Raw genomic sequence first — 25,360 nt, forward strand, 5'->3', positions numbered from 1 at the left:
ATGAGCGAAAGTGAGCCCATAGGTTTCAGCCCGGCGCACGAGAACCAGACCTACCTCATCGCAAATGGTTCTGATGGCCGGGCGAGTGTCGTTGCCTTCAACCGCGCCGAACTCAGCGCCATTCTCTCGGTTTACGGCCGCATGGTCGCGCAAGGTGAATGGCGCGACTACGGTATCGATATGCAGAAGGACCGCGCGGTTTTCTACATCTTCCGCCGATCTTCCGAGCGACCGCTCTACACCATCGAAAAACGGCCGAAGCTCGCGCGCAAACAGGGCGCCTATCTGGTCATCGCCATGACCGGGCTGATCCTGAAACGCGGGAACGACCTCAACAAGGTCATGCGCGTGCTGGACAAGCGTTTGACGGTCGTCAAGTAGAGCGTTTCTTCTTGCTCTTCGACTTGTAGGTCCGCGTACCGGGGCGGCCGGAGGTGGAGCGCCCCTTCGCCGCCGACGACTGCTGTTGCTCTGCGGCTGGGGCAGATGGGTCGCCGGAGTAGAGCAGCCACTGCTCGCGCAGCTCCTTCACCTGATCGCGCAGGCGCGCGGCCTCCTCGAACTCCAGGTTCGACGCAGCCGTCATCATGCGCTGTTCCATGTCGGCGATAACCGCCTCCATGTTGTGGCCGCTGTAGTCGGTCTGCTTTTCTTCGGCGAAGCCCGGCGTCTTAGAGACGGTCACGTGATCCTGCTCGTAGACGCTCTCCATGATGTCGTCGATGTTCTTGCGGATCGTTTGAGGTGTTATGCCGTGCGCCTCGTTGAATGCCATCTGCTTCTCGCGGCGGCGGTTCGTCTCCTTGATCGCACGGTCCATCGAGCCGGTGATGGTGTCGGCGTATAGGATCACGCGGCCGTCCACGTTGCGCGCCGCGCGGCCGATCGTCTGGATCAGCGATGTCTCCGAGCGCAGGAAGCCTTCCTTGTCCGCGTCAAGGATCGCGACCAGCGCGCATTCCGGGATGTCCAGCCCCTCGCGCAGCAGGTTGATGCCCACCAGCACATCGAATGCGCCGAGCCGCAGATCGCGGATGATCTCGATCCGCTCGATCGTGTCGATGTCCGAGTGCATGTAGCGGACCTTGAGCCCCTGCTCGAAGGCGTATTCAGTCAGGTCCTCGGCCATGCGCTTGGTCAGCGTCGTGACCAGAACGCGCCCGCCCTTGTCGATGGTCTTGCGGCACTCGTCGATCAGGTCATCCACTTGGGTTCGCGCCGGGCGGACCTCGACCTCCGGGTCGATCAGGCCGGTGGGGCGGATGACCTGCTCGGAGAACACGCCACCGGTCTGTTCCAACTCCCAGCTTCCCGGCGTCGCGGAGACGTAGATCGTCTGCGGACGCATCTCGTTCCATTCGGAGAAGCGCAGCGGGCGGTTGTCCATGCAGGACGGCAGACGGAAGCCGTGCTCGGCCAGCGTCATCTTGCGGCGGAAGTCGCCGTTGAACATCCCGTTGAGCTGGCCGATGGTGACGTGGCTCTCGTCCACAAACACCAGCGCGTTGTCCGGCAGATACTCGAACAGGGTCGGCGGCGGCTCGCCGGGTGCGCGGCCGGTGAGATAGCGCGAATAGTTCTCGATGCCCGGGCAGGAGCCGGTCGCGATCAGCATCTCGATGTCGTGGTTGGTCCGCTGCTCCAGCCGCTGCGCCTCCAGCAGCCGGCCGTTCGCGTTCAACTCCTCCAGACGCACCGCCATTTCCTCGCGGATTTGCTTGACCGCCTGGTTGAGCGTCGGTTTCGGCGTCACATAGTGCGAATTGGCGAACACCTTGACCTTGTCGAGCGTCGCCGTCTTTTCGCCCGTCAGCGGGTCAAACTCGTTGATCGCCTCAATCTCGTCGCCGAACAGCGAAAACCGCCAGGCCCGGTCCTCCATATGCGCCGGCCACAACTCGATCGTGTCGCCGCGCACGCGAAAGGTCCCGCGCTGGAATGCCACGTCGTTGCGGGTGTATTGCAGCGCCACGAAATCGCTCAGCAGCTTGCGCTGCTCCACCCGGTCGCCCGGATGCAGCGTGAAGGTCATCGCCGTGTAGGTCTCGACCGCGCCGATACCGTAGATGCACGACACCGAGGCGACGATGATAACGTCGTCCCGCTCCAGCAGCGCGCGCGTCGCGGCGTGGCGCATCCGGTCGATCTGCTCGTTGATGCTGGATTCTTTCTCGATGTAGGTGTCGGTGCGCGGGACGTAGGCTTCCGGCTGATAATAGTCGTAGTACGAAACGAAATACTCAACCGCGTTATCCGGGAAGAAGCTCTTGAACTCGCCATAAAGCTGCGCGGCCAGCGTCTTGTTCGGCGCGAGGATCAGCGCCGGGCGCTGTGTGCGCTCGATGATGTTGGCGACGGTGAAGGTCTTGCCCGAGCCGGTGACGCCGAGCAGCACCTGGTCCTGCTCGCCATTCTCGATGCCCTCGACAAGCTCGTTGATCGCCTCGGGCTGGTCGCCCTGCGGCGTGTAGTCGGAAGCGAGCTTGAAGCGGACGCCGCCTTCGGATTTCTCCGGGCGCTCGGGCCGGTGCGGGATGAAGTCGCGCTGCTCGCCGGTGATCAGCGGATGGCCGCCAATCAGCGCCTGCGATATGTCGGAAAAGCCGGTTGGTGATGTCTCAGCCATGCTGCGAATATGGTCCCGCGCGCGGCGGGCGTCCAGCGTAGGATGCCATACCTCTCTGACAAAACAACGTTAGTGGAGAAAACCTAATTATTGTAGCTACTAGCGAACGGATGCTGCTTGACAGAAAAACATACTAACACAAAGGCTGCCCAGTTAGTCTGAACGCACTTCGCATATATGGCCCTTGTGGCTGACCCCCGATGGCTTCCAAGGGTACACCCCTTCACGACGCGGTGTTGGTCATTTAAACACTCACCGATAAAATTGGCCTAGCCGTGGCCCTTTAGAACGTTGTAAGGCATCTGCAAAGATGATTCACTAGAGCGCGAATCAATCGTCGGTTTCTGTATGAGCCAAGAACCAGAGCCCAAAGCATTCTCTTTTCAGGCCATATCGGGCAAGGTGGACGTCAAATGTCCGATATGTGGCTTTGACAAATTTCTAGATACTGGCCCCACGAAGGACGAGGAGCGCCGAGGGTTTCGGCACGTTATTGTTGGTGTTTCTGGAAAAAAACGGCTAGCATATCTTCCCATTCGATTTAAGTTTTGTGCCAATTGTGGTTTTATTTTGCAATTTATGATACCCTCACGTAACGATGCGGAGGATAGTCATGACTCACGCTGAATGCTGGCAGAAGTCGACGAAATGGCATGAATTAGACGAGACTCCAAAGTACATCATGAGACTTCTCAGGTTAATTGCAACCATATTTTTAATATTGTTTACCTTTTTTGGTCTGCTGCAATTAGCAAGTGGAGATATTCGCTGGGGTATAGCGAGTTTTATATGTATGCTTGTTTGGGTTTCGATAGGCATTTTTCTGCGTCGTCAACACCCTGTCTCACTGGAGCGCTTTTAAGACCAAAACGTAACAAAAATTTATTAAAATGTCTGAGCTAACCAAACTACCTGAGCGATTAGCGCATTATGCTGTGTTTCCACTCGCAGCGTTCACGTTTGCACAAGTTCTATCAATTCTTTCGTCAGAGAGGCCGGGTTACGAACTGGTCTCTTGGGTATTGTCTGCAGGCATAACAATATGCGTCATTTTATTTTTTACACAATGCATCGTTGGATGGCCTAAAATTTACACGGAACAAGACACTGCGACCGAGAGCGTACAATCTTAGTCAGAAACGACAACCTCTGGTCGGCTTTTTTAATAAAATTATCCTCTTAATCGGGGTGTTATCTCAGTCTGCTAACTAGACTTTAAATCATGTCTAGCGCCCCGCCAGCTTCGCGCGCCACTCCTGCATCGTGGCGATGCAGTTATCCAGCTCGTCCGCGTGCGGCGGCGGCAGCTCCAGCATCATCACCGGGCTTTTCGGGAAATCCAGCTCGCTGAAGATCGCGTTCCACGGGATCGACCCCCAGCCCAGCGGCAGATGCAGATCGCCCAGCCCGTAGGCGATGCGCTCGGCGCGTGAGACGGTGCGGATATCATTCGGCCGGCCGAACGAGTCATGCAGGTGCAGATGCTCGGCGAACGGCGCGAGCGGCGCCAGCTCCTCCAGCAGGTCGCGCCCGTGGAAGCCGCAGTTGATGTAGGCGTGCGACACATCGAGGCAGCAGCGGATGTTCGGGTGGTCGATCAGCTTGAGTTCGTACGCCAGCCGCGACGGCAGCGCCGTATGCCGGTCCGCGCGCTCCATCGGCAGCGTCTCGACGCAGACGACGACGCCTGACCCTGCCGCGATCCCCGCGACCTCCTCCAGCGCCACGCGCTGGCGCTCGTAGGCCGCGTCGATCTCCGCCCGCGAGCCGTTACTGGAAATGCCGGTGTGAACCACCAGGTGCCGCGCGCCGAGTTCGGCGGTGATCTCGATGGATGCCTTCAGGATGTCGAGATGAAGCGCGCTCCGCCCCGGATGATCCATCAGGTTGATGGCGATCGGCCCGTGAACGCTGTAGCTTAGCGCCCGGCCGCCGCAGACGCTCTTCAGTTCGTCCAGCGCGCCCTGTTGGATGCGCCCATCGACCATCAACGCCAACTCGAACACCGGCAGCTCGACCAGATCGACCGGCTTGGTCTCGGCCGTGTCCAGCTGCGCTTCCAGCGCCTTGGGGCTGGGATCGCCGGCGCGCAGGGCATATCCGATCTGGGGCGCGGTGTCGGTCATCGGCTGTCCTTTCGGTGTCGGGCGTTCATCTCAGGTTCACGCGCAGTTGACGAACATTGAAGCAAGTTAACTTGTTCATGTGTCAGGCGCATGTAGACTTGAACACATGAGCAACATGACCGCCCGCGGCGGGGTAACAGACGTGAACAGGAGGGCTGGAAATGGCCACTTGCTTCGGATGTCAGGGCAATACGCCCGAAAGCAATACGCCGGTCAATTTCTGGCGCGGACTGGCGCTCGGCCTTACCATCTGGGTCGTTCTGGTCGGCGCGCTGGTGATCGCCTGATGGCGGCGCTGCGTCACTTCTGCGGAACAGTCTGTTCCGCCACCCAGTCGAGAAAGTCCGTGTTCCCCCCGGACACCTCAAGCACAGCTACGGCGGGCACGTCGTAGCTGTGCAGCCGTTTGATCTCCTGAGTCACTTCTGCCGCAAGACCCGCGCGCGTTTTCACGAACATCGCCGTTTCTTCCCCCTCCTGCGCGGCGCCATCCCACTCGAAGACCGCCGTCATGCCAGGAAAGATGTTTGCGCAGGCGGCCAGCTTGCGGTTAACGAGTTCGCGCGCAATTGTCTTGGCCTCATCGGGCGTCTCGCAGGTGGTGTAGATCATCACCATACGGTCGGCATCCGGCTGCTTCCTTTGCGCTTCGCTCATTTGCTTCGCCTTTTCATGGCTGTTCGGCGGTGCTGACGCCGCCTGTTCGAAGGTCTATAGTCTTTCCCTGAAGATAGCCCATCACGAGCCGCCATGCACGACCGCCCCTCCGACATTACCAAGATTCACTTCGTGGCGAGCGAAGCGCCGGAAGCGCAGGCGGCATTCGAGCGGCTGACAGCCCGCTATGGCCAGGTACGGCCCGAGGAGGCCGAGGTGATCGTGGCACTGGGCGGCGATGGCCTAATGCTTCAGACGCTCCACCAGCACATGTGTCACAGCGTGCCGATTTACGGCATGAACCGCGGCTCGATCGGCTTCCTCATGAATGAGTATCACGAGGATGACTTGCTGGAGCGTCTCGAACAGGCCGAGATGAGTGTCATCCATCCGCTGCGCATGAAGGTGCGCGATCGCGAAAGCGTCACCCACGAGGCGCTGGCGATCAACGAGGTGTCGATCTTCCGGCTGACCTATCAGGCGGCGAAGCTTCGGATCCTTGTCGATGGCCAGCTGCGCATGGACGAGATGATGTGCGATGGCGTGCTCGTGGCAACCCCTGCGGGGAGCACCGCCTATAACCTGTCGGTCTACGGACCGATCCTGCCAATCAACGCGCCGCTGCTGGCCCTGACGCCGATCAGCCCGTTCCGCCCGCGGCGCTGGCGCGGCGCGCTGCTGTCAAACGAGGCGCATGTGCGCATCGAGGTGCTGGAGCCGGAAAAGCGCCCGGTCGCGGCCGTCGCGGACCACACCGAGTTCCGCCATGCCGTGCGCGTTGATGTGCACGAAGCGCGCTCCATCGGCCTGAAGCTGATGTTCGACCCCGGCCACGCGCTGGACGAGCGGATCCTCGCCGAGCAGTTCCGCTACTAGCGCATTTCCGAAAAAGCCTGTCCCGGGCTTGATCCGGGATGGGAACCGGTTTTTCGGGCAAAATGCATGCAAGGGAGATCACTGAGCCGTGCTGTCGTAATAGCTGACGATCGTGTCGAGGTCCGGCCGGTCGCGCTCCTGCGGCGGCTCTTTCGCCGTGCCGATATGGATGAAGCCGGCGATGCGCTCCTTCGGGTTCAGCCCGACGGCGTGGCGCGCGCTCTCGTCATAGGTGTACCACTCGGTGAGCCAGTGCGCGGCGAAACCGAGCGCATGAGCGGCGTGCACGAGATTCATGCACGCCGCACCGGCTGAGAGGATCTGCTCCCACTCGGGCACCGCGGGATGATAGATCGTGTGCGAGACCACGGCGATCGTCACAGGCGAGCGCAGGAATCGGTTGCGCTCGATCTCGAGCCGCACATCCGAGGCTTCCGGCTCGTTCTCCGCCGTGATATGCGCCAGCCTTTCGCCGAGCGCCGCACGCTCACTGCCGGCAATGACGATGAAGCGCCAGGGCGTCAGCTTCTTATGGTCGGGCACGCGCGACGCGATCCGCAGAATGGTTTCCAGCTGTTGCTGGTCGGGGCCGGGATCCGTGAGGTTGTCAGCCTTCACGGAACGGCGGCTTCCCAGATGGTCAATAACGGGGTTTGTCATGCAATTCTCCCATTTGTCCGCTCAACTCGCGCCCACGCGAGGAGAGTGCTGGACATTATGCGAAATCGGGGGAATGTTTGCGCTATGAGAGGGCTTTTCATCAAGTTTTTTGCCGTTGTGACCGCGCTCTTCGCGCTTGCTGCGATGGGGCCGTTAGGCGGTTCCGCGCTCGCACAAAGTCGCGTGGTGATCCTCGATATGACCAACAGCATGTGGGCACCAATCGAAGGCGGGCGCAAGTATCAAGTCGCGCGCGAGGCAGTGGCCGGCGCGGCCCAGAACCTGGCAGCACAGTCGCGGTTCGGGCTTTACGTGATCGGGAACCAGCCGGATGCTGGCTGCGAGGCCGTGACCGAGGCGGTGCCATTCGCGCCGCTGGACCGTGGCGCGCTGGACGCAGCGCTGGATGAGGCCATACCGGATCGCGGACGGATGCCCCTGTTTCCGGCGCTTGAGCGCGCGGTGAAGGCGATCCAGTCGGCGGGCGGCCGGGGCCGCATCCTCGTGGTAGGTGACGGAGCCGGCACCTGCATCCCTGACACCTGCGCCGCCGCGCGCGACCTCAGTGAGCGCACCGGCGGAGTGCGCATCGACGCGGTTTCGCTGAACGCCGATGCCGAGACACGCCGCGGGCTGCAGTGTATTACCGACGGCACGGGCGGCGCCTACAAGGACACCGAAAACCGCGACGAGGTCATCACGTTCGTCCGCACCGCGCTCACCGGCAGCGAGACGCCGGACGCACCCAGGCCGCGTCCACGGGCAGCGCAGCAGAAGAATGCGCCGCCGCTGCCCGCCATCAATCCGTTCCGCCCCGGCCAGTCGCCGGTGGTGACGCTGCGCGCCGTCCTGGCCGAGGGCAAGGAGCCTATAACGCGTGGTCTCGCGTGGCGGGTGCTGGAGCCGACAGGCGGGGACGCTTCCGAGGTCTGGCGCGGGGCTGACGCGCAGCCGGAGGTGAATCTGCCGCCCGGCACATACCGTGTCGAGGTGGACTATGGCACGGTGAGCGCGAGTCGGGAGATTGCGGTGAAGCCGCGGCGCGCGCAGGACATCACGATCGACCTCAATGCCGGCGTGCTCAACCTTTCGGGCGCAGCGCGTGCGGGCGGTGAGCCTGTTGGCGATGTGTTTTATTATGTGCACCAACTGGAACAGGGCAGCGGACCCGGAAAACTCGTTGCGCGCTCCAGCCAACCGCAGCCGAGCTTCTATCTCCCCGCGGGCGCATATCGCGTCGTGGCACGCCACGGGTTGGCCGAGGCCGCGGACACCGTCGAGCTGGAAGCCGGCGCGATCCTCGGACGGAATTTGGCGCTGAACGCCGGCACGCTGCGAGTCGAAGCACGCGTGGCGGACGGCGAGGCGACACCGCGAGGCACCCTGTTCTCTGTCCATGCGCGCAACAGCGATGGCTGGCGCGAGGTGACCCGCTCGGCGCAGCGCGAACCCGTGTTCACGCTGCCCGAAGGCGAATATCGCGTCGAAGCCCGTCTGGATGCGGCGAGCGCAAGCACCACCGCGGAGATCAGCGCGGGCGAACAGCGGATCGCCTCGCTCAGCCTGCCCGCGGGCCGCCTGCAGATCGAGACGCGGCTTGAAGGGCAATCCGGCCCGCTCGATGCCGGCGTGGTCTATCGCATGTTCCGGCTGGATGGCGGCGAGGCCGAACTGGTCCAGACATCCGCGCAGGCGCAGTACGAAGGCTTCCTCCCCGCCGGGCGCTATCGGGTCGTCAGCGCCTATGGCCTCGCCAACGCCGTGCAGACGCAGGAGGTCTCGATCGAGCCGGGCAAGACCCGGAGCCTCAGCTTCACCCACAATGCTGGGCGCGCGCAGCTTGGCCTCGTCAAGGTCAAGGGCGGACTGACGCTCGGACGCGTCAACTGGTCGATCCGCGACAGCAACGGCGAAGAGATCTACACCTCGACGGAAACAGTGCCCGAGCCGTATTTGCGCGCCGGTCAATATGTCGCCATCGCGGAGCGGCAAGGACAGACCGTGCGGCAAGCCTTTACGGTCTCGGCGAACCAGACGACCGTGGTAGAGATCGTGGCGGAATAGCCAGATGAGAAGGCAAATGAAAGTTCAGCCCATTCTCGCGGGCGTGCTGGCGCTCGGTGCGACTGCCCTGTTCGCCGCGCCCGCCGCGGCGCAGAGCGACAAGGTCATGCTGATCCTCGACTCCTCACGTAGCATGTGGGGCCAGATCGACGGCGTGAACAAGGTCGTGCATGCCCGCGAAGCCCTGGCGCGCTTCTTCAAGCAGCAGGAAGGCGCCTTCCAACTCGGCCTGATGGCTTACGGCCACCAGGAAAAGGCGAGCTGCGATGACTTCGCGGTCCTCCAGGAAGTCGGCGAGGTCGAGGCCGCCGGCTATGCCAGCGCGGTCAAGAATATCTCGCCGAAAGGCTCCACGCCCATCGCTGCCGCACTCGACGCCGCCGCAGACGAAATGGCGAAAGAGACCGGCCGTAAGCACATTGTTTTGCTGAGCGACGGGCTGGACAACTGCGAGGGCGACCCCTGCGCACGCGCGCGGCAGCTTGCCCAGTCGGTGCCGCAGATGACGCTGCACGCCATTGCCTTCGACAAGACCGGCAAGGAAGAGCAGCTGCGGCAACTGGCCTGCGTCGCCGAGCCGTCGGGCGGAATTTTCAAGTTCGCCAGCAATCGCGAAACGCTGGACGCAGCGTTGGCCGACGTCGCCGCACGCATCACCGCGCCGCCCCAGACGACCCAGTCCGTGGTGCCGGAAAATGTTGACCCCGAGGCGCCGGTCCCGATCAAGCTCACGGCGTTCCTGTCCGGCAGCGAGGAGCGTATCACGCGTGGGATCGTCTGGCGGGTGTTCTCCGGCCGCGCCGGCGATGACGGCCGCTACGAGATGCTGCATGAAATGCAGGACGCCCAGCCAACGCTGGAGCTGAAACCGGGCAACTATTTCATCAACGTCTCCTGGGGGCTGGCGCACGCGACCAAGCGGCTTCAGGTGACCCCCGGTCAACCGGCGCATGAACAGCTCATTCTGAAGGCCGGTGCGGTCCGCCTGAACGCGCGGCAGGCCAGCGGCGCGCCAATCGACATGGATGATGCCCGCTTCGACATTTATTCCGATCGCACGGATCAGTTCGGCAACCGGGAGCGCATCATCGCCAATGCCCGGTCCGGCCCGGCCATCCGCCTCAACACGGGCACCTACTACGTCGTCAGCCACTACGGCGACAGCAACGCCATCGTCGAGTCTCAGGTCGAGGTGAAGCCCGGTAAGCTGAGCGAGGTGATTCTGATCCACGATGCGAGCAAGGTCACGTTCCGACTGGCGGAGCGACGCGGCGGAGAGGCGATCGCAGATACGCGCTGGACAATCAAGACCGCGGATGGGCAGGTCGTGGAGCGGAGCGCAGGCGCGTTCCCGACGCATATTCTCACCTCCGGCAGATACCGCGTTGAAGCGCAGCACGGCGGACGGCTGTATGTCCGCGAATTCGAGCTTGCCGGCGGTGGCGCCCAGCAGGTCGAGGTGCTGATGCGTTAGTAATCAGCGCTGATAGTCGCCTTCGGTGAAGCGCATATTCGCGCCGCGTAGCGTCGCGCCCCGCAGGTCCGCACCGTTAAGGTTCGCGGCCTGAAGCTGCGCCTGGGTGAGGTCGGCGCCGGCCAGATTGACCGCGACCAGCCGCGCATTCTCCAGCTTGGCCTCGCGCAGGCTCGCCCCCGCCAGGTTGGCACCGGTGAGATCAGCGCGGTCCAGGTTCGAGCGGTCGAGAGTCGCATAACGCAGATCCCGCCCCCGTAGCTGCAGGCTCACCCCGGTCCGCGGCGCATCGGCGAGACCTACCAGGTCCGTGTCGGACACGACGAGATTGCGGGAGAACCAACTCTGCCGCTCGCCGGAAACCGGGTTCACCGCTCCCTCGAACAGATAGGCTGTCGGGAGGAAGGCGAACCGCTGCGCATCCCGCGCTGACGCGCCATAAGGGACGGGCGTGCGGAACCGCTCGATCGACGCCATCACCCTGTCGACGCCCTCTTCGGGGATCGTAGCCACCGCGAAGGAAAAGAACATCGCCGCAACCCAGATCACAATCATTGCGAGAAAGCTCAGCGGATACGAGATAATGCTTTGCCCGAGACCGTTGATGTAGCGCGCGGCCGGGAAGTGAAGGAAGATCCAGAAGATCGCGAAAATCAGGAAATCGACCAGGATATAGGCCCGCTGCGCCGTCGTGACCTCGAGATCATGGTACGGCAGGAACACGATCTGGAAATAAATCAGTAACGCCAGCGGCAGAAGCCAAAGCGTGATTGCGGACATCGCGTGGAGGAATGCGGAAAACAGCCGACTCCGGCTTGGCCCGGCGATGGCCTGAACATAGAAATAGGAATGAAGCTGAAGGCGTAGCCGGTGCGTACGAATAAAGGCATGGCCTTCCTGTCGCGCGACACGCTCGTGAAACTCCCGCACCTTGCGTGATAGCGAGACGTGCTGCAGCAGCAGGTTGATATGCAAAAGGAGCAGGATGGCCGGCGCAAAGATGAAGAAGCCGCGCAAACCGATTTCGACCCGCAGGATGGGCAGCGTAACGCGGTTATTCAAAAGCAGGTCGGCGTGCGAGATGCCAGCCAGCGTGACGAAGAAGTAGGCCAGCAACGCGATGAACACCACCCAGCCAAGGCGCGCGGAGCCGCTTGCCGCGTTGACATCTGCCAGCAGCGCGGCGTTTCTGGCGTCATTATCGCTCATGGCCTCGCGGGCGGTAACGTGGCTCATGGAAGGGACTCGGGGCTCGGCCGGTTCGGTCGTGAGTGGGGATACCCGCTGATCGCGGAGGCCGCAACCATGGTCCGCAGAGGGAAACAACCAAACCACGGCGTCGGTGCCGGCCTGCACGACAACCGCGCCAGAATGAGCGTCAAAGGTTAAGAGTACGCGGATGACACTGCAAAAAACGCTGTCAGTGCGCGGTGCGCGCGAGCACAACCTGCAAAACGTCTCGTTGGATTTGCCGCGCGAGCAGCTCATCGTGATGACGGGGCTGTCCGGCTCCGGAAAGTCGAGCCTGGCGTTCGACACGATCTACGCCGAAGGCCAGCGCCGCTATGTCGAAAGCCTCTCGGCCTATGCGCGGCAGTTCCTGCAGATGATGCAAAAGCCGGATGTCGACAGCATCGAGGGGCTGTCACCGGCCATCTCCATCGAGCAGAAGACGACGAGCCGCAACCCGCGCTCCACGGTCGGTACGGTCACCGAGATTTACGACTACATGCGCCTGCTGTTCGCGCGGGTCGGCACGCCATATTCGCCCGCGACCGGCCTGCCGATTGAAAGCCAGACCGTCACGCAGATGGTCGACCGGGTCATGGCTCTGCCCGACGGCACGCGGCTTTATCTGCTTGCGCCCATCGTGCGCGGACGCAAGGGCGAATACCGGCGGGAGCTGGCCGAGCTGCAGAAAAAGGGCTTCCAGCGCGTCAAGATCGACGGGCAGTTTTACGAGATCACCGACGCGCCAGCGCTCGACAAGAAGTTCAAGCACGACATCGACGTCGTCGTGGACCGCATCGTCGTGCGCGACGACCTCGGCAACCGACTGGCCGACAGCATCGAGACGGCGCTGGGGCTGGCCGACGGGCTGGCAATCGCGGAATTCGCGGACAAGACGGACGACAAGGGCGAGCCGGAGCGCATCATGTTTTCCGAGCGGTTCGCCTGTCCGGTTTCGGGCTTTACCATCGACGAAATCGAGCCGCGGCTTTTCTCATTCAACAACCCTTATGGCGCCTGCCCGGACTGCGACGGCCTCGGCACCGAGTTGAAGTTCGAGCCGGCGCTGATCGTGCCAGATCCAAACCTGAGCTTGCAGAGGGGCGCGATCGCCCCCTGGGCGCGCACGGGCAACACCACTCCCTATTACACCCAGACGCTTCAGGCCATTGCGCGGCACTGCAAGGTCAGCATGAACACACCTTGGAGCGACCTGCCGGAGAAGGTGCGCGATATCATCCTGTTCGGCTCCGGCAAGGAGGAGATCACGTTCGTCTACGACGACGGACTGCGCTCCTACGAGACGACCAAGCCGTTCGAGGGCGTCATCCCGAACATCCAGCGGCGCTGGCGCGAGACCGACAGCGCGTGGGTGCGCGAAGAACTGAGCCGCTATCAGTCCGACCATCCGTGCAGCACCTGTAACGGCTACCGGCTCAAACCGCAGGCGCTGGCCGTGAAGATTGGCGGCAAACACATCGGCGAGGTCGCGGACATGTCGATCCGCGATGCGGCGGCATGGTTCGCGAATGTCCCAGACGCGCTCAGTGCGCAGCGCCAGGAAATTGCCGCGCGCATCCTCAAGGAAATCCGCGACCGGCTGAAATTCCTCAACGATGTCGGGCTGGAGTACCTGACGCTGAGCCGCGGCGCGGGCACGCTATCCGGCGGCGAGAGCCAGCGCATCCGCCTCGCCAGCCAGATCGGCTCGGGGCTGACCGGCGTGCTTTATGTGCTGGACGAGCCGTCCATCGGCCTGCATCAGCGGGACAACTCCCGCCTGCTCGACACGCTCAAGCGGCTTCGCGACCTGGGCAACACCGTGCTGGTGGTCGAGCATGACGAGGAAGCGATCCTTGCGGCGGACTACGTCGTCGATATGGGGCCGGGCGCGGGCGTGCACGGTGGTCATGTCGTCGCGGAAGGGCCGCCGGAGGCGATCATGCGCAATCAGGACAGCTTGACCGGCCAATATTTGACCGGCGCACGGGAAATCCCGGTGCCGCCCAAGCGGCGCAAGGGGAAGAAGGGCAAGCGGCTGCGCATCACCGGCGCGCGGGCGCACAATCTGCAAAACGTGGCCGCCGAAATCCCGCTGGGCACGCTGACCTGCGTCACCGGCGTCTCGGGCGGCGGCAAGTCCACGCTGCTGATCGAGACGATCTACAAGGCGCTGGCCCGCAAGCTGAACGGCAAGCGCGAGACCCCCGGCGCGCACGACAAGCTGGAAGGCGTCGAGCATCTCGACAAGATCATCGACATCGACCAGTCGCCCATCGGCCGCACGCCGCGCTCCAACCCGGCGACCTATACCGGCGCGTTCACCCCGATCCGCGACTGGTTCGCCGAACTGCCGGAGGCCAAGGCGCGCGGCTACAAGCCGGGCCGCTTCTCCTTCAACGTGAAGGGCGGGCGCTGCGAGGCGTGCCAGGGCGACGGCGTCATCAAGATCGAGATGCACTTCCTTCCGGATGTCTACGTCACCTGCGACGCCTGCGACGGCCACCGCTATAACCGCGAGACGCTGGAGATCAAATACCGCGACAAGTCGATCGCCGACGTGCTGGAGATGACGGTCGAGGAGGCGGCGGAGTTCTTCAAGGCTGTGCCGTCGATCCGCGAGAAGATGGACACGCTCAAGCGCGTCGGGCTGGATTACATCAAGGTGGGTCAACAGGCGACGACACTATCGGGCGGCGAGGCGCAGCGCATCAAGCTGGCGAAGGAGCTATCCAAGCGCGCGACCGGGCGCACGCTCTACATCCTCGACGAACCGACGACGGGCCTGCATTTCCACGATGTGGCGAAGCTGCTGGAGGTGCTGCACGAGCTGGTCGAGCAGGGCAATACGGTCGTGGTGATCGAGCATAACCTGGAGGTCATCAAGACCGCGGACTGGATCCTCGACCTCGGGCCGGAGGGTGGCGACGGCGGCGGGCGCGTCGTCGCGCAGGGCACCCCGGAGCAGGTGGCGAAGGTCGGCGAGAGCTATACCGGGCAGTATCTGAAGCAGTTGCTGGACCGGCGCCCGGCGCGCCCCCCGCGCGCGGCGGAGTGATTTTTGGTATGTTGGCTTCCGAGACAGATTTCGGTGAGCAATCTCATGAGTACGACTGAAGCGCCTAGCTACGCGGATCGGATCACGGTAGATCCGGCACTGTGCAACGGCAAGCCAACGATCCGCGGAATGCGGATCACTGTTCAGACCGTTCTTGAGTATCTCAGTGCGGGCGAAAGCCGGGAAGAGATTCTGCGACAATTCCCAATGCTGGAGCCCGAAGACATTTCTGCGAGCTTGGCCTTTGCGACAAGCCTGATGGAGCATCGCTACAGCTTCAAAGATACGGCCTGATGGCTAAGTACCTGATTGATGCCAATCTCCCACGGAAGCTGAAAATCTGGTCGACCGACCAATATCTGTTTGTGCATGACATCAACCCTTCATGGCTCGACCATGAAATCCGCAAGTTTGCTCACGAACGCGACCTGACCATTGTTACCAAAGACGCTGATTTTTCCGACTTTATGTTCGTAGGCATGCCAACTCCCCGCATTATCCACATCCGTTTGGGCAATATGAAGTTTGCCGAACTGGAAGCTTATTTAGAGCGTGTCTGGGGAGACGTGTGTCGCATGAGCGATGAATACCGCTTGGTGCGCCTATACCGTGATCGCATCGAGGCAGTCGACTGATCTCGCGTTCGACCGCTGGACTGCACGCTAGGGGATAGCGATCACATTCCGCCACATTCATGCGCTTAAAAGTAGCGGTGCGCCCGGAGCCACAACCTCCGGGCCGCACTGTCGGCCGGCTGCGTTTGTCAGGTTGCCGCGTTCCTGGCCGGCCGGCACCCCTGCGCTGCCACGCCAAACGCGAATCGCAGCCCATCATGGAGAATTAAGCCGTACTGGCGCGCCGCCCGTCAACGGCCCATGAACCATTCGCACCTGTCACCCACAGGTTGCGGGCGCCATCCGATGCGCCGCCGCTTTGCGGCGCAGCATTTCCTTGCTACACTTTAATGTCAGGCTGGCCGAGCCTTGCAGCCCGTCCGGGCCAACGACGTCTCGAAGGCCGAACGACCCCGCGGCGCCCGCCGCCTGCGCCGCTACCCTCCAGGCCAGCCTCAAGCGGCGTCCGGAAAATTGGGTTGCAGGGTTAAGAGTATGTTGAGACACGGCCTCGCTGGGCTGATGGCTGGCGCGTGCCTGATCGGTGCGTCGGCCGCCGGTTTTGCGCATGATAGCTGGATTTCACGCGGTGAGTACCGCAATCCCGTAACGGGGGAGTGGTGTTGTGGTGACTATGACTGTTTCGCCATACCAGCCGACAAGGTAGCCGTCGGTGAAACGGGCTATGAAATCCGCCATATCGGCGAGACGGTGCCCTATGAGCGGGTGCTGCCGAGTGAAGACGGCAAATACTGGCGCTGTCACCGGCCGGACGGCACGCGGCGTTGTTTCTTCGCGCCGCGCACGGGCTCCTAGAAGCGCGGTATACTGCGCCCCCGACCCTCGGCGCCGGCTGCGCACGCTGTTGTGATCCCGTTTGACTGGCCAGCTGCGAGCACACGCGCATATGTTTTTGGGTATCCCTTTATACCCATTGTCATGGAGAAACATCATGCGTTTCGTGCAAATCCTCGCGGTCGTCGCCGCGCTCTCCTGGGCCGGCGCCGCGCAAGCCGGCGAACAGTACGTTGATGAAACCGGCTTTGCGATCAGCGGCCACGACGTTGTCGCGTATTTCGAGATGGAGCAGGCGCCGGTGGGCGAAAAGCAGCCTGAAGCGGTACCGGGCCGCAAGGACATCACGGCGGAATACAACGGCGCGACCTGGGCCTTCGCCTCGGAAGAGAACCGTGAGAAGTTTCTGGCGAACCCCGAGAAATACGTGCCGGCCTATGACGGCCACTGCGCATACGGCGTCGCCAAGGGCGGCAAGGTCCCGGGCAACCCCGACCTCTGGCGCATCGTGGACGGCCAGCTCTATTTGAACATCACGGAGAACGTCGTCGGCTTCTGGGAAGAGGACATCCCGGGCAATATCGACAAAGCTCAGTCGAACTGGCCGGGCATTGAAGGCAACCCGGCCTCCGACCGCACAATTCCGTTCTTCACCTCCGATGCGCCGACCGCCGGCTGATTGCGCGGCGGCCGCGTATAAGGCGTCGCGTTCTCCCCTCTCCCCTGCGTGGCGTCTTTCCCGTGAGACCGGTCGCCGAGCAGGCGCCGTCTGCGCACCCGGATTTTCGGTGTCGCGCGGACGGCGCTCTTTGTGCTACCGTCTTTGGTACCGAGGGGGGCCTGCGGCAGCAGGCTGAGACCGGATTGGTGCCATCCGGCGACCCTTTGAACCTGATCCGGGTCATACCGGCGCAGGGACGGAAAGGTGAGACCAGCCTCGTCAGCCACCGCATCCTCTGCCCAGAAATCCCGGATCTCCCGTGAAGCGCAACGACGTCGGTAAGGGAGATCGCCATGAACGTCCACGACAAGTCCTTGACCGCCCCGAAGGTCACCACCGGTGCGCTGCCCGCGAGCAAGAAGGTGCACAGCGCGCCCGAAGGCCGCCCGCACATTGCCGTGCCGCTGCGCGAGATCGCGCTGTCCGACCCGGACCAGCCGTTCTTCCACGCTTACGACACCTCCGGCCCCTACACGGATGAGACGGCGGAGATCGACGTCGAGAAAGGTCTGCCCCGCGCACGGCAGGCCTGGATCGAGGCCCGCGGCGGCGTCGAGCGCTACGAAGGCCGCGACGTCAAGCCCGAGGACAACGGCAACGTGACCGGCGACCGGCTCGCCCGCGACTTCCCGAACAAGGAGAAGCCGCTGCGCGGCACGGGCGATAAGCCGCTGACGCAGATGGAATGCGCCCGCGCCGGCATCATCACCGACGAGATGGTCTACATCGCCCATCGCGAGAACCTTGGCCGCCAGCAGATGCTGGAGCGCGCGGAAGCCGCGCTGGCCGACGGCGAGAGTTTCGGCGCGGCGATCCCGCCCTTCATCACACCGGAATTCGTGCGCGACGAGGTGGCGCGCGGGCGCGCGGTCATCCCGGCGAACATCAACCACCCCGAGCTTGAGCCGATGATCATCGGCCGCAACTTCCTGACCAAGGTGAACGCGAATATCGGCAATTCCGCCGTCACCTCCTCGGTCGAGGAGGAGGTCGAGAAGATGGTCTGGGCCACGCGCTGGGGGGCGGACACGGTCATGGACCTGTCGACGGGCCGCAACATCCACAACACGCGCGAATGGATCCTGCGCAATTCGCCGGTGCCGATCGGCACGGTCCCGATCTACCAGGCGCTGGAGAAGGTGGGCGGCGATCCGGTCAAGCTGGACTGGGAAGTCTACAAGGACACGCTGATCGAGCAGTGCGAGCAGGGCGTGGACTACTTCACCATCCATGCCGGCGTGCGGCTGGCTTATGTGCCGATGACCGCCAAGCGCATGACCGGCATCGTCTCGCGCGGCGGCTCGATCATGGCGAAGTGGTGCCTGGCCGGGCACAAGGAGAGTTTCCTGTATGAGCGGTTCGACGAGATTTGCGACATCATGCGCCAGTATGACGTCACCTTCTCGCTCGGCGACGGGCTGCGCCCCGGCTCGATCTACGACGCCAACGACGAGGCGCAGTTCGCGGAGCTGGAGACGCTGGGCGAGCTGACCCGCGTGGCGTGGGACAAGGGCTGCCAGGTGATGATCGAGGGGCCGGGCCATGTCCCGATGCACAAGATCAAGGTGAATGTCGAGAAGCAGCTTGAGGCCTGCGGCGAGGCGCCGTTCTACACGCTCGGGCCGCTCACGACCGACATCGCGCCGGGCTATGACCATATCACGTCCGCGATCGGCGCGGCGATGATCGGCTGGTTCGGCACGGCGATGCTCTGCTACGTCACGCCGAAGGAGCACTTGGGCCTGCCCAACCGCGACGACGTGAAGGAGGGCGTGATCGCCTACAAGATCGCGGCGCACGCGGCGGACCTCGCGAAGGGCCACCCGGCGGCGCAGCTGCGCGACGATGCGCTATCGAAGTCGCGCTTCGAGTTCCGCTGGGAGGACCAGTTCAATCTCGGCCTCGACCCGGACACCGCGCGGGAATATCACGACGAGACGCTGCCGAAGGAGGCGCACAAGGTGGCGCATTTCTGCTCGATGTGCGGGCCGAAGTTCTGCTCGATGGAGATCACCCAGCAGGTGCGCGACTACGCGGCGAAGCTGAACGCGCCGGTGGGGGATGCGCGCGAAAAGGGCATGGAAGAGATGAGCGAAAAGTTTCGGGAGATGGGCGAGAAGTTGTATGTGAAGCCTTAGCTCATATCCCGAATCGCGCTACCCAAGAGGCATGACGCCAAACGACATTGAACAAACAATCAACGAAGGAGCCAAAATTACTCGGCTCCTCGTTGAGGACCAGGAAATGGCCAGCAACTCCTGGTCTCACTTCCTGACGCTCCACAAGTTCTACACAGCGCAAGATGGCGAATGGCGAACTGCCTTACATAAGCTATCTCAGTCAGGCCGGCTATTCGCCATTCTGGATGCTTTGTTCCGAGACACCGTGATGGCCTGCCTTCGTTTAGTGGATGATGACGGAAAAGCGCTATCTTTGGTGACAATTCATAAAATCCTATCCAAAGAGCCTGTGCAAAACCGTCTTATTGATGACTTTGATAAGATACCCGCCTCTAATAAAGAACAAGCAAAAGATAATATTGGTAGATTCCTGTGCTATTTCCCTGAAAAATGGCCAGAGCCACATAAATCTGGCACTTTCTGGCCGAGGAAAAGTTGGGTTCCTAATGATTGGGAATTGGCAGAACTAAGGGCTGAGTTCACTCCGCTTCGCAACCATCGCATTGCCCACAGAAACAAACATGAGCGCCAATATCACATTGATCGTTTGGACGAATTCGTGAGGTTGAATGAAAAGCTTCTGTGTATTTCAGCGTGGCTGTTCCATGTTCGTTATACTTACGCTCTAGGAGACCGCGAGAAGGAAGCGGCTGACTTCTGGTCGTATGCCAAGATCGGTTTTGTCGAGAATAGTGGATAAAGCCAGCCGCCCCCTCTTATGCAAGATCGTTCAACGCGTAATGCACACCCGCGTGACGCCGCGCCGGAGAAAGCCGAGCTTGCGCGCCGCCGCCTTCGACATGTCGATCACGCGTCCGCGCGCATACGGCCCGCGATCCACGATTTTCACCGACACGCTGCGCCCGGTTCGCCGGTCGGTCACGCGCACCCGGCTGCCGAAGGGCAGGCTGCGATGCGCTGCCACCATGTCATTGGGATTGAAACGCACGCCGCTCGCGGTGCGCTTGCCGGCGAACTTCTCGCCGTACCATGAGGCGGCGCCGCATTGCCGCGCCATCGCCTCGCTACTTAACATTGCCGTTACCAAAACGCCGGCAACAAGCACAAGCCGTCCGCCTGTGCGGACGCACACATTCCTCTTCAAACATCTCTCCTGTTGAAGCCAATCGGGCTGCCCCGAGTCACGTCATGCCGGTGATTGCGCGGCGGGCGTGACGCCTCGTCACAGCGAGCGCGGCGGGCCGCGGTGATGCGGAACCAGCGCTCTTTCGCCGCTGGATCGCTTGGGTGAACTCGCGGTGACCGGGGCCGGGGAGGTTAAGTAATTGTGAATTATGTCAAAAAATGAACCCGAGCAGAATCGGCAGCAGGATGGCCGTGGCCAGCGCGTTGAGCCCCATGGCCAGCCCGGAGAACGCGCCGGCGATCTCGTTGACCTGGAGCGCGCGAGCCGTGGCGATGCCGTGGCTGGCCGTGCCGAGCGCAAGGCCGCGCGCCGCCCAGTTTTTGATCCGCAGAAGGTTCAGGAGCGGCGGGCCGAGCATTGCGCCCGAGATGCCCGTGACGATGACGAGAACAGCCGTCAGCGAGGGCAGGCCGCCAAGCTGCTCGGTGATACCCATCGCCACCGGCGCGGTGACCGACTTCGGCGCGAGCGAGAGCAGCGAATCCCGCGAGACGCCCAGCGCCCAGCCGATCGCCAGCGCGGACAGCGCCGCCGTCAGCGAGCCGGTGATGACGCTGACCAGCAGGGCGCCCGCCGAGCGTTTGACCTCCGCGAATTGCCGGTAAAGCGGGATCGCCAGCGCCACGGTCGCCGGGCCGAGCAGGAAATGCACGAACTGCGCGCCGTCGAAATAGGTGTTGTAGTCCGTCCCCGTCGCCACCAGCGCCCCGACGATCAGCACGACCGCGATCAGAACCGGATTAAGCAGCGGGTTGAGGTTCGCGCGCTCATAGATCCACAGCCCCGCCTGATACGCCGCCAGCGTGAGCGTCAGGTGCAAGAGCGGGCTGGCGCTCAGATAGACCCAGATGTCGCGCAGTTCCTGAAGCCCGTCCATCATTCACCCTTTTCCGGCCCGCCCGGTCGCAGCCAGGCCATGATCGCCGCCGTGACCCCTATGGTTAGCAGCGTGCTGACGATGAGCGCAGCCGTGAGCGAGAGCCATTCGCGCTGGAGAAGCTGGACATGGAGCATCACGCCAACCCCCGCCGGGATGAATAGCAGCGAGAGGTTTTTCAGCAGCACGTCCGCGACGTTACCCAGATCCTCCGGGATGCCGCCGCGCGCGACCAGCCCGGCAAACAGGATGGCCATACCTGCCACCGGCCCCGGCACGGGCAGCGCCAGGGCGGTGACGAAGAGTTCGCCGATCAACTGGCAGACAAGAATGAGCGTGAGATAGCCGAGCATCAGCGCCTCCTTGCCTCGGCAGCGCGTCGCGATCCATCGAGTCTGCTAAACCCTTGTCATTGCGAGCGCAGCGGAGCAATCCAGAACATTCGCCATTGACCGCTGGATTGCTTCGGCCCTTTGGCCCTCGCAATGACGCGCCCCTGACTGAGCAATAAATAGCCTACACGCCGTAGAAATCCCGGTACCACGCGACGAAGCGCGTGATACCCTCCTCCAACGGGGTCGAGGGCCGGAAGCCGACATCGCGCGCCAGGTCGTCAACATCGGCGTAGGTCTCCGGCACGTCGCCGGGCTGCATCGGCAGGAAGTTCTTGACTGCCTCCTTGCCGACCGCGCGCTCGATTGTCTCGATGTAGGTCATCAGAGGTACCGGTTGATTGTTGCCGATGTTGTAGAGCCGGTAGGGCGCGCTCGATGTGGCCGGGTCCGGTGCCGCAGCGTCCCAGGCCGGATCCGGCGCGGCGACCCGATCCAGTGTCCGCACGACGCCTTCGGTAATGTCGTCGATATAGGTGAAATCGCGCTTGTGCTTGCCGTGGTTGAACACGTCGATCGGCTCGCCGGCGATGATTTTCTTGGTGAAGATAAAGGGTGACATGTCCGGCCGGCCCCACGGCCCGTACACCGTGAAGAAGCGCAGGCCCGTGACCGGGAACTGATAGAGATGCGCGTAGGTGTGCGCCATCAGCTCGCCCGCCTTCTTCGTTGCGGCGTAGAGACTGAGCGGGTGGTCCACATTCTGATGCACGCTGAACGGCATCCGCGTGTTCGCGCCATAGACCGAGCTTGAGGAGGCAAACACGAGGTGCTCGACTTCGCCGTAGCGGCAGCCTTCAAGCACGTTCAGCAAGCCCACGATGTTGGAATCGGCGTAGGCATGCGGGTTTTCGAGCGAATACCGAACCCCCGCCTGCGCGGCCATATGGACCACGCGGTTGGGCCGCTCCTCCAGGAAGATTTCCGCAGTTGCCTTGCGGTCAGCGAGGTCGGCACGTACGAAGCGGAAGCCGTTGCGCCCTTCGAGCTGTCCCAGGCGCGCTTCCTTCAGCCGGACATCATAATAGTCGTTGAGGTTATCGACGCCGGCGACCTCATCACCGCGATCCAGCAGCGCCCTGGCAACATGAAACCCGATGAAGCCGGCAACGCCTGTCAGCAGAACCTTCATCACACCTCGCCCGATAAGCGCATCGACAGCGCCATCGGCTTTGCCATATCGGGAATTTCCTAACCGGACAACTCCTTCGACCGGCGCACGGCAGCCGCTACGGCCCGTTTCATCAGGTCACGAAGGCCCGGTTCGCTCATCAGTTCCGCCAGTGCCGCCTCGGTGGTGCCGCCGGGCGACGTAACGTTCTCGCGCAGCTTCGCGGCCGGCGTATCACTGGCTTCCATAAGCGCGCCGGCGCCCTGGACCGTCACCCGCGCCAGCTGCTCAGCCAAATCGCGTGGCAGACCGGCCTCAACGCCTGCATCTGCAAGGCATTCCGTCAACAGGAAGACATAGGCTGGGCCAGACCCGGACACGCCCGTGACCGCGTCCATCAGGCTCTCGTCCTCGATCCAGCCGACTTCGCCAACCGCGCCGAGCAGTTCGGAGCACATCCGCGCCTGCTCCGGCGTCACATCGGCGTTGGCATAGGCCACCGTCATGCCGCGTCCAATGGCCGCAGGCGTGTTCGGCATTGCCCGGACGATTGGCCTGTTCGGTCCGAGGTGCCGGGCGATGCTCTCGACCGTGCGTCCGGCCGCGATCGACATCGCCACCGTCTGTCCGCCCATCAGATGGGCAATGCCCGGTAGCACATTGTCCATCTGCTGCGGCTTCACAGCAATGACGATCACACCCGGCACGGTTGTAACGCCCTCGGGGTCGACAGCGATGCTGAACCCATGCTCGTCGCGCAGCGCTACCGTCTCGGCCGGCGCGCCGGGATCGACGACAAAGATCTGCTCCGGGTCCAGACCGCCGCGCAGCCATGCCCTCAGCATGGCACCGCCCATGCGCCCTGCGCCGACGAGCACAATCGGTTCGGTCACGGAAAACGAGTCAGGATATTCCGGCATCAGAGGCTGGCTCCGTTTTGCCGGCAGTGTATCACGCTTGCCCCTCGGTCTCGAACATCGTGCCGGCGAGCGCTTCCTCCGCGCGTCGCCCGGCCCAGACGACGAACTGAAACGCCTGATAATACCGCTCGCAGTTCTCGAGCGCGGCTAGCAGCAGGCTCTCACATTGGTGTGGCGTCGGATCGGCCGAGGTCAGCAGCAGCGCATGACGATAGAGCAGCAGCCCTTCATACGCCCAGAAATCGAAATGGCCGACCCAGAGCTGTTCGTTGATCTGTGCCAGCAGGCGATAGACCTCGTCGAGACGTGCGCGCGGCACCTTCAGGTCGAAGGTGCAGGCCAGGTGCAGCGACTCGAGATCGTCACGCCAGTTGAGCGAGATATGATAGTCGCTCCATGACCCCGCGACGGCCAGCGTCAGCTCATCTTCCGCGCTGCGCTCGAACGGCCAGTCCTGCGCTGTGGCAATCTGCTCAACGAGATCGACCGGGTGCGCAATGCGCTCGTAAATCGGTTGGGAAAATGCCATGCCCTGTCTTTCTGCCCGCCATTTTCGCGTTGTTGCCCTCGAGGCTACGCGCACATCTGCTGCAGCCCCCCCGTGAAACACAGGGGTGACGCTCAACCGCCCCCATCTATTGTCGAAGTAACTTGATCAAAACTGATTTTCCGGTACCAGCCGCCCCTGAGTCGCGCAAGCTGGCGCGGCAGCAGTCCACGGGGAAATCAGTGGGACACAGGTTTCTCCGTTGCGGCTTGAGGCCGGTCGTCGTGGTCGGGGCACATGGCGCGGAGGGCGTGACGCCCGCGTGAGAGCCGCGAGCGCAGCGTGCCGAGCGGGATGTCGAGGATCGCCGCCGCGTCCTTGTAGTCCAGCCCTTCGACGGCTATGAGCGCGATTGCCGCGCGCTGATCATGAGGCAGGCGCTGCATCGCCTGCGCAACCTCACGGCAGTGCGCCCGATCCTCCTGCGACGGGCGCTGCCAAAGCTGCGGACCGTCCTCAAGGCCCAGATCGGGCTGGCGGCGGGCGTTCGTCGCGCACTTGTTCAGAAAAACCGAAAGCAGAACCCGGTAGAGCCACGTGCGAATCGGTCCGCGCCGGGCCCAGAGATGCTGTTTGCGAATCGCCCGCTCCAGCGTGTCCTGCACGAGGTCTTCGGCTGCTTCGCCATCGCGCGCCAGACTTTGCGCGTAGCGCTGGAGGCGCGGAATTTCGCTTGCAATAAGGCCGTTAGTTTCGTCCACGACGTACTCCTCACCCGCTCAATCGCATGGCGTGCCAAGCCGGTGCGGAAAAAATTTGTCTTTGGCGGGAACTCATTACTCCTCCGGACTGTCCTAATAGATGGGCGTCCGATAAATCCGCGCCTTGAGCGCGTGGCGGACAGGCCCGGCACTATCAGCGAATTCAGGAAAGGTCGATAAATGACTTACAGCCGTTTACCGGCGGCACTCTTTGTCGCCGCAACTCTGAGCCTGGGCGGCGCGATGGGCGCGAGTGTGACCGTGGCGCAAGCGCAGGAATCATATACGGACGCCAAGCTCCAGTCCTTCGCAGAAGCCGCCGTGAAGCTCATTGGCATCCGTTCGGAGTATCAGTCCAAGATGGGCGAGACGACGAATGACCAGCAGCGTCAGCAGCTTCAGCAGCAGACCAACCAGCGCATGGCGAAGGCGGTGAAGGACACGGACGGCATCTCGATCCAGGAATACAACGAGATCGCCGCAGCGAGCCGGACCGATCAGGCACTGGCCCAGAAGATCAACGGTTACATCAAGGAAGCCGCAAACTAGGCGGCCCGGAGCAACAGGATGCGGTCCGCCCAACG

Annotated in this window: 25 protein-coding genes and 1 riboswitch; of the genes, 13 read left to right on the forward strand and 12 right to left on the reverse strand. The window is 62.7% G+C overall.

What is annotated here, in order from left to right; all coding sequences use genetic code 11:
• Window positions 1-381 (forward strand): DUF2794 domain-containing protein, encoded by a 381-nt coding sequence (locus BXY53_RS00840; RefSeq protein ID WP_119060070.1) that lies wholly within the window; start codon window positions 1-3, stop codon window positions 379-381.
• Here the strand turns inward: BXY53_RS00840 and uvrB are convergent.
• Together uvrB and BXY53_RS00850 are read right to left on the reverse strand one after the other, a co-directional pair.
• A complete protein-coding gene (gene uvrB / locus BXY53_RS00845; protein WP_119060071.1) occupies window positions 374-2,626 on the reverse strand; it encodes an excinuclease ABC subunit UvrB in 2,253 nt (750 codons plus the stop codon). The genes BXY53_RS00840 and uvrB overlap by 8 nt on opposite strands.
• 1,226 nt (window positions 2,627-3,852) lie before the next feature.
• The gene (locus BXY53_RS00850) at window positions 3,853-4,752 is read right to left on the reverse strand and encodes a sugar phosphate isomerase/epimerase family protein (protein ID WP_119060072.1); all 900 of its coding nucleotides are present in this window, start codon (window positions 4,750-4,752) and stop codon (window positions 3,853-3,855) included.
• 161 nt (window positions 4,753-4,913) lie between these two features.
• Here BXY53_RS00850 and BXY53_RS14340 point away from each other — a divergent pair, with 161 nt between their 5' ends.
• Window positions 4,914-5,039, forward strand: a complete 126-nt coding sequence (locus BXY53_RS14340; RefSeq protein ID WP_280985238.1) for a hypothetical protein — start codon at window positions 4,914-4,916, stop codon at window positions 5,037-5,039.
• Window positions 5,040-5,052: 13 nt separating this feature from the next.
• On the opposite strand, the gene cutA is transcribed toward BXY53_RS14340, so the two are convergent.
• Window positions 5,053-5,409: a divalent-cation tolerance protein CutA gene (gene cutA, locus BXY53_RS00855; protein WP_210209108.1), complete on the reverse strand. Its 357-nt coding sequence runs from the start codon at window positions 5,407-5,409 to the stop codon at window positions 5,053-5,055.
• A 93-nt stretch (window positions 5,410-5,502) separates the two neighbouring features.
• Here cutA and BXY53_RS00860 point away from each other — a divergent pair, with 93 nt between their 5' ends.
• Complete coding sequence (locus tag BXY53_RS00860) at window positions 5,503-6,285, forward strand: NAD kinase (RefSeq protein WP_119060073.1); 783 nt, start codon at window positions 5,503-5,505, stop codon at window positions 6,283-6,285.
• Between the two features lie 78 nt (window positions 6,286-6,363).
• On the opposite strand, the gene BXY53_RS00865 is transcribed toward BXY53_RS00860, so the two are convergent.
• Window positions 6,364-6,945 carry a nitroreductase family protein gene (locus BXY53_RS00865; protein WP_119060074.1) on the reverse strand — a complete coding sequence of 194 codons (582 nt, stop codon included), beginning with the start codon at window positions 6,943-6,945 and terminating at the stop codon, window positions 6,364-6,366.
• 84 nt (window positions 6,946-7,029) lie between these two features.
• Between BXY53_RS00865 and BXY53_RS00870 the strand changes: the two genes are divergently transcribed.
• Window positions 7,030-9,009 carry a vWA domain-containing protein gene (locus BXY53_RS00870; protein ID WP_119060075.1) on the forward strand — a complete coding sequence of 660 codons (1,980 nt, stop codon included), beginning with the start codon at window positions 7,030-7,032 and terminating at the stop codon, window positions 9,007-9,009.
• A 16-nt stretch (window positions 9,010-9,025) separates the two neighbouring features.
• Window positions 9,026-10,483 (forward strand): vWA domain-containing protein, encoded by a 1,458-nt coding sequence (locus BXY53_RS00875; RefSeq protein WP_170144281.1) that lies wholly within the window; start codon window positions 9,026-9,028, stop codon window positions 10,481-10,483.
• 3 nt (window positions 10,484-10,486) lie between these two features.
• On the opposite strand, the gene BXY53_RS00880 is transcribed toward BXY53_RS00875, so the two are convergent.
• Window positions 10,487-11,719, reverse strand: coding sequence for a pentapeptide repeat-containing protein (locus BXY53_RS00880; RefSeq protein WP_170144282.1), 1,233 nt, complete (start codon window positions 11,717-11,719; stop codon window positions 10,487-10,489).
• A gap of 163 nt (window positions 11,720-11,882) precedes the next feature.
• Between BXY53_RS00880 and uvrA the strand changes: the two genes are divergently transcribed.
• The 7 genes from uvrA to BXY53_RS13940 all read left to right on the forward strand — a co-directional run bounded on the left by uvrA (window position 11,883) and on the right by BXY53_RS13940 (window position 19,781).
• Window positions 11,883-14,771: an excinuclease ABC subunit UvrA gene (uvrA, locus tag BXY53_RS00885; RefSeq protein ID WP_119060078.1), complete on the forward strand. Its 2,889-nt coding sequence runs from the start codon at window positions 11,883-11,885 to the stop codon at window positions 14,769-14,771.
• A gap of 45 nt (window positions 14,772-14,816) precedes the next feature.
• Window positions 14,817-15,065, forward strand: a complete 249-nt coding sequence (locus BXY53_RS00890) for a DUF433 domain-containing protein (protein ID WP_119060079.1) — start codon at window positions 14,817-14,819, stop codon at window positions 15,063-15,065.
• Complete coding sequence (locus tag BXY53_RS00895; protein WP_119060080.1) at window positions 15,065-15,406, forward strand: DUF5615 family PIN-like protein; 342 nt, start codon at window positions 15,065-15,067, stop codon at window positions 15,404-15,406. The genes BXY53_RS00890 and BXY53_RS00895 overlap by 1 nt, the downstream gene beginning before the upstream one ends.
• 474 nt (window positions 15,407-15,880) lie before the next feature.
• Window positions 15,881-16,201 (forward strand): hypothetical protein, encoded by a 321-nt coding sequence (locus BXY53_RS00900; RefSeq protein ID WP_147361460.1) that lies wholly within the window; start codon window positions 15,881-15,883, stop codon window positions 16,199-16,201.
• Window positions 16,202-16,337: 136 nt separating this feature from the next.
• Entirely contained in the window at window positions 16,338-16,859 is a 522-nt protein-coding gene (locus BXY53_RS00905) for a YHS domain-containing (seleno)protein (protein WP_119060082.1), read from the forward strand.
• A 143-nt stretch (window positions 16,860-17,002) separates the two neighbouring features.
• A riboswitch (TPP riboswitch) is annotated at window positions 17,003-17,115 on the forward strand.
• A gap of 79 nt (window positions 17,116-17,194) precedes the next feature.
• Window positions 17,195-19,039: a phosphomethylpyrimidine synthase ThiC gene (thiC, locus tag BXY53_RS00910; protein WP_119060083.1), complete on the forward strand. Its 1,845-nt coding sequence runs from the start codon at window positions 17,195-17,197 to the stop codon at window positions 19,037-19,039.
• A 31-nt stretch (window positions 19,040-19,070) separates the two neighbouring features.
• Complete coding sequence (locus BXY53_RS13940) at window positions 19,071-19,781, forward strand: hypothetical protein (RefSeq protein WP_147361461.1); 711 nt, start codon at window positions 19,071-19,073, stop codon at window positions 19,779-19,781.
• A 30-nt stretch (window positions 19,782-19,811) separates the two neighbouring features.
• Here the strand turns inward: BXY53_RS13940 and BXY53_RS00915 are convergent, their stop codons facing one another.
• From BXY53_RS00915 to BXY53_RS00945, 7 genes are all read right to left on the reverse strand, one after another.
• The gene (locus BXY53_RS00915; RefSeq protein WP_119060084.1) at window positions 19,812-20,117 is read right to left on the reverse strand and encodes a septal ring lytic transglycosylase RlpA family protein; all 306 of its coding nucleotides are present in this window, start codon (window positions 20,115-20,117) and stop codon (window positions 19,812-19,814) included.
• 262 nt (window positions 20,118-20,379) lie between these two features.
• A complete protein-coding gene (locus BXY53_RS00920; RefSeq protein WP_119060085.1) occupies window positions 20,380-21,105 on the reverse strand; it encodes an LrgB family protein in 726 nt (241 codons plus the stop codon).
• Window positions 21,105-21,458, reverse strand: a complete 354-nt coding sequence (locus BXY53_RS00925; RefSeq protein WP_119060086.1) for a CidA/LrgA family protein — start codon at window positions 21,456-21,458, stop codon at window positions 21,105-21,107. Before BXY53_RS00925 ends, BXY53_RS00920 begins: the two co-directional genes overlap by 1 nt.
• 163 nt (window positions 21,459-21,621) lie before the next feature.
• Window positions 21,622-22,629, reverse strand: coding sequence for an NAD-dependent epimerase (locus tag BXY53_RS00930; RefSeq protein WP_119060087.1), 1,008 nt, complete (start codon window positions 22,627-22,629; stop codon window positions 21,622-21,624).
• 59 nt (window positions 22,630-22,688) lie between these two features.
• On the reverse strand, window positions 22,689-23,528 hold the full coding sequence (gene proC / locus BXY53_RS00935) for a pyrroline-5-carboxylate reductase (protein ID WP_119060088.1): 840 nt from the start codon (window positions 23,526-23,528) through the stop codon (window positions 22,689-22,691).
• Between the two features lie 31 nt (window positions 23,529-23,559).
• On the reverse strand, window positions 23,560-24,057 hold the full coding sequence (locus BXY53_RS00940) for a type III secretion system chaperone family protein (RefSeq protein ID WP_119060089.1): 498 nt from the start codon (window positions 24,055-24,057) through the stop codon (window positions 23,560-23,562).
• A gap of 197 nt (window positions 24,058-24,254) precedes the next feature.
• On the reverse strand, window positions 24,255-24,776 hold the full coding sequence (locus tag BXY53_RS00945) for an RNA polymerase sigma factor (RefSeq protein WP_119060090.1): 522 nt from the start codon (window positions 24,774-24,776) through the stop codon (window positions 24,255-24,257).
• Window positions 24,777-24,956: 180 nt separating this feature from the next.
• Here BXY53_RS00945 and BXY53_RS00950 point away from each other — a divergent pair, with 180 nt between their 5' ends.
• Entirely contained in the window at window positions 24,957-25,325 is a 369-nt protein-coding gene (locus BXY53_RS00950; protein ID WP_119060091.1) for a DUF4168 domain-containing protein, read from the forward strand.
• Window positions 25,326-25,360 lie beyond the last annotated feature (35 nt).

Source organism: Dichotomicrobium thermohalophilum (assembly GCF_003550175.1).
Taxonomy (GTDB): Bacteria; Pseudomonadota; Alphaproteobacteria; order Rhizobiales; family Rhodomicrobiaceae; genus Dichotomicrobium; species Dichotomicrobium thermohalophilum.

Bases quoted from the DNA above. Each gene is read 5' to 3' on its own strand.
- BXY53_RS00840 (WP_119060070.1), top strand. From the start codon at position 1: ATGAGCGAAAGTGAGCCCATAGGTTTCAGCCCGGCGCACGAGAACCAG.
- uvrB (WP_119060071.1), bottom strand. From the start codon at position 2,626: ATGGCTGAGACATCACCAACCGGCTTTTCCGACATATCGCAGGCGCTG.
- BXY53_RS00850 (WP_119060072.1), bottom strand. From the start codon at position 4,752: ATGACCGACACCGCGCCCCAGATCGGATATGCCCTGCGCGCCGGCGAT.
- BXY53_RS14340 (WP_280985238.1), top strand. From the start codon at position 4,914: ATGGCCACTTGCTTCGGATGTCAGGGCAATACGCCCGAAAGCAATACG.
- cutA (WP_210209108.1), bottom strand. From the start codon at position 5,409: ATGAGCGAAGCGCAAAGGAAGCAGCCGGATGCCGACCGTATGGTGATG.
- BXY53_RS00860 (WP_119060073.1), top strand. From the start codon at position 5,503: ATGCACGACCGCCCCTCCGACATTACCAAGATTCACTTCGTGGCGAGC.
- BXY53_RS00865 (WP_119060074.1), bottom strand. From the start codon at position 6,945: ATGACAAACCCCGTTATTGACCATCTGGGAAGCCGCCGTTCCGTGAAG.
- BXY53_RS00870 (WP_119060075.1), top strand. From the start codon at position 7,030: ATGAGAGGGCTTTTCATCAAGTTTTTTGCCGTTGTGACCGCGCTCTTC.
- BXY53_RS00875 (WP_170144281.1), top strand. From the start codon at position 9,026: ATGAAAGTTCAGCCCATTCTCGCGGGCGTGCTGGCGCTCGGTGCGACT.
- BXY53_RS00880 (WP_170144282.1), bottom strand. From the start codon at position 11,719: ATGAGCCACGTTACCGCCCGCGAGGCCATGAGCGATAATGACGCCAGA.
- uvrA (WP_119060078.1), top strand. From the start codon at position 11,883: ATGACACTGCAAAAAACGCTGTCAGTGCGCGGTGCGCGCGAGCACAAC.
- BXY53_RS00890 (WP_119060079.1), top strand. From the start codon at position 14,817: ATGAGTACGACTGAAGCGCCTAGCTACGCGGATCGGATCACGGTAGAT.
- BXY53_RS00895 (WP_119060080.1), top strand. From the start codon at position 15,065: ATGGCTAAGTACCTGATTGATGCCAATCTCCCACGGAAGCTGAAAATC.
- BXY53_RS00900 (WP_147361460.1), top strand. From the start codon at position 15,881: ATGTTGAGACACGGCCTCGCTGGGCTGATGGCTGGCGCGTGCCTGATC.
- BXY53_RS00905 (WP_119060082.1), top strand. From the start codon at position 16,338: ATGCGTTTCGTGCAAATCCTCGCGGTCGTCGCCGCGCTCTCCTGGGCC.
- thiC (WP_119060083.1), top strand. From the start codon at position 17,195: ATGAACGTCCACGACAAGTCCTTGACCGCCCCGAAGGTCACCACCGGT.
- BXY53_RS13940 (WP_147361461.1), top strand. From the start codon at position 19,071: ATGACGCCAAACGACATTGAACAAACAATCAACGAAGGAGCCAAAATT.
- BXY53_RS00915 (WP_119060084.1), bottom strand. From the start codon at position 20,117: ATGTTAAGTAGCGAGGCGATGGCGCGGCAATGCGGCGCCGCCTCATGG.
- BXY53_RS00920 (WP_119060085.1), bottom strand. From the start codon at position 21,105: ATGGACGGGCTTCAGGAACTGCGCGACATCTGGGTCTATCTGAGCGCC.
- BXY53_RS00925 (WP_119060086.1), bottom strand. From the start codon at position 21,458: ATGCTCGGCTATCTCACGCTCATTCTTGTCTGCCAGTTGATCGGCGAA.
- BXY53_RS00930 (WP_119060087.1), bottom strand. From the start codon at position 22,629: ATGAAGGTTCTGCTGACAGGCGTTGCCGGCTTCATCGGGTTTCATGTT.
- proC (WP_119060088.1), bottom strand. From the start codon at position 23,528: ATGCCGGAATATCCTGACTCGTTTTCCGTGACCGAACCGATTGTGCTC.
- BXY53_RS00940 (WP_119060089.1), bottom strand. From the start codon at position 24,057: ATGGCATTTTCCCAACCGATTTACGAGCGCATTGCGCACCCGGTCGAT.
- BXY53_RS00950 (WP_119060091.1), top strand. From the start codon at position 24,957: ATGACTTACAGCCGTTTACCGGCGGCACTCTTTGTCGCCGCAACTCTG.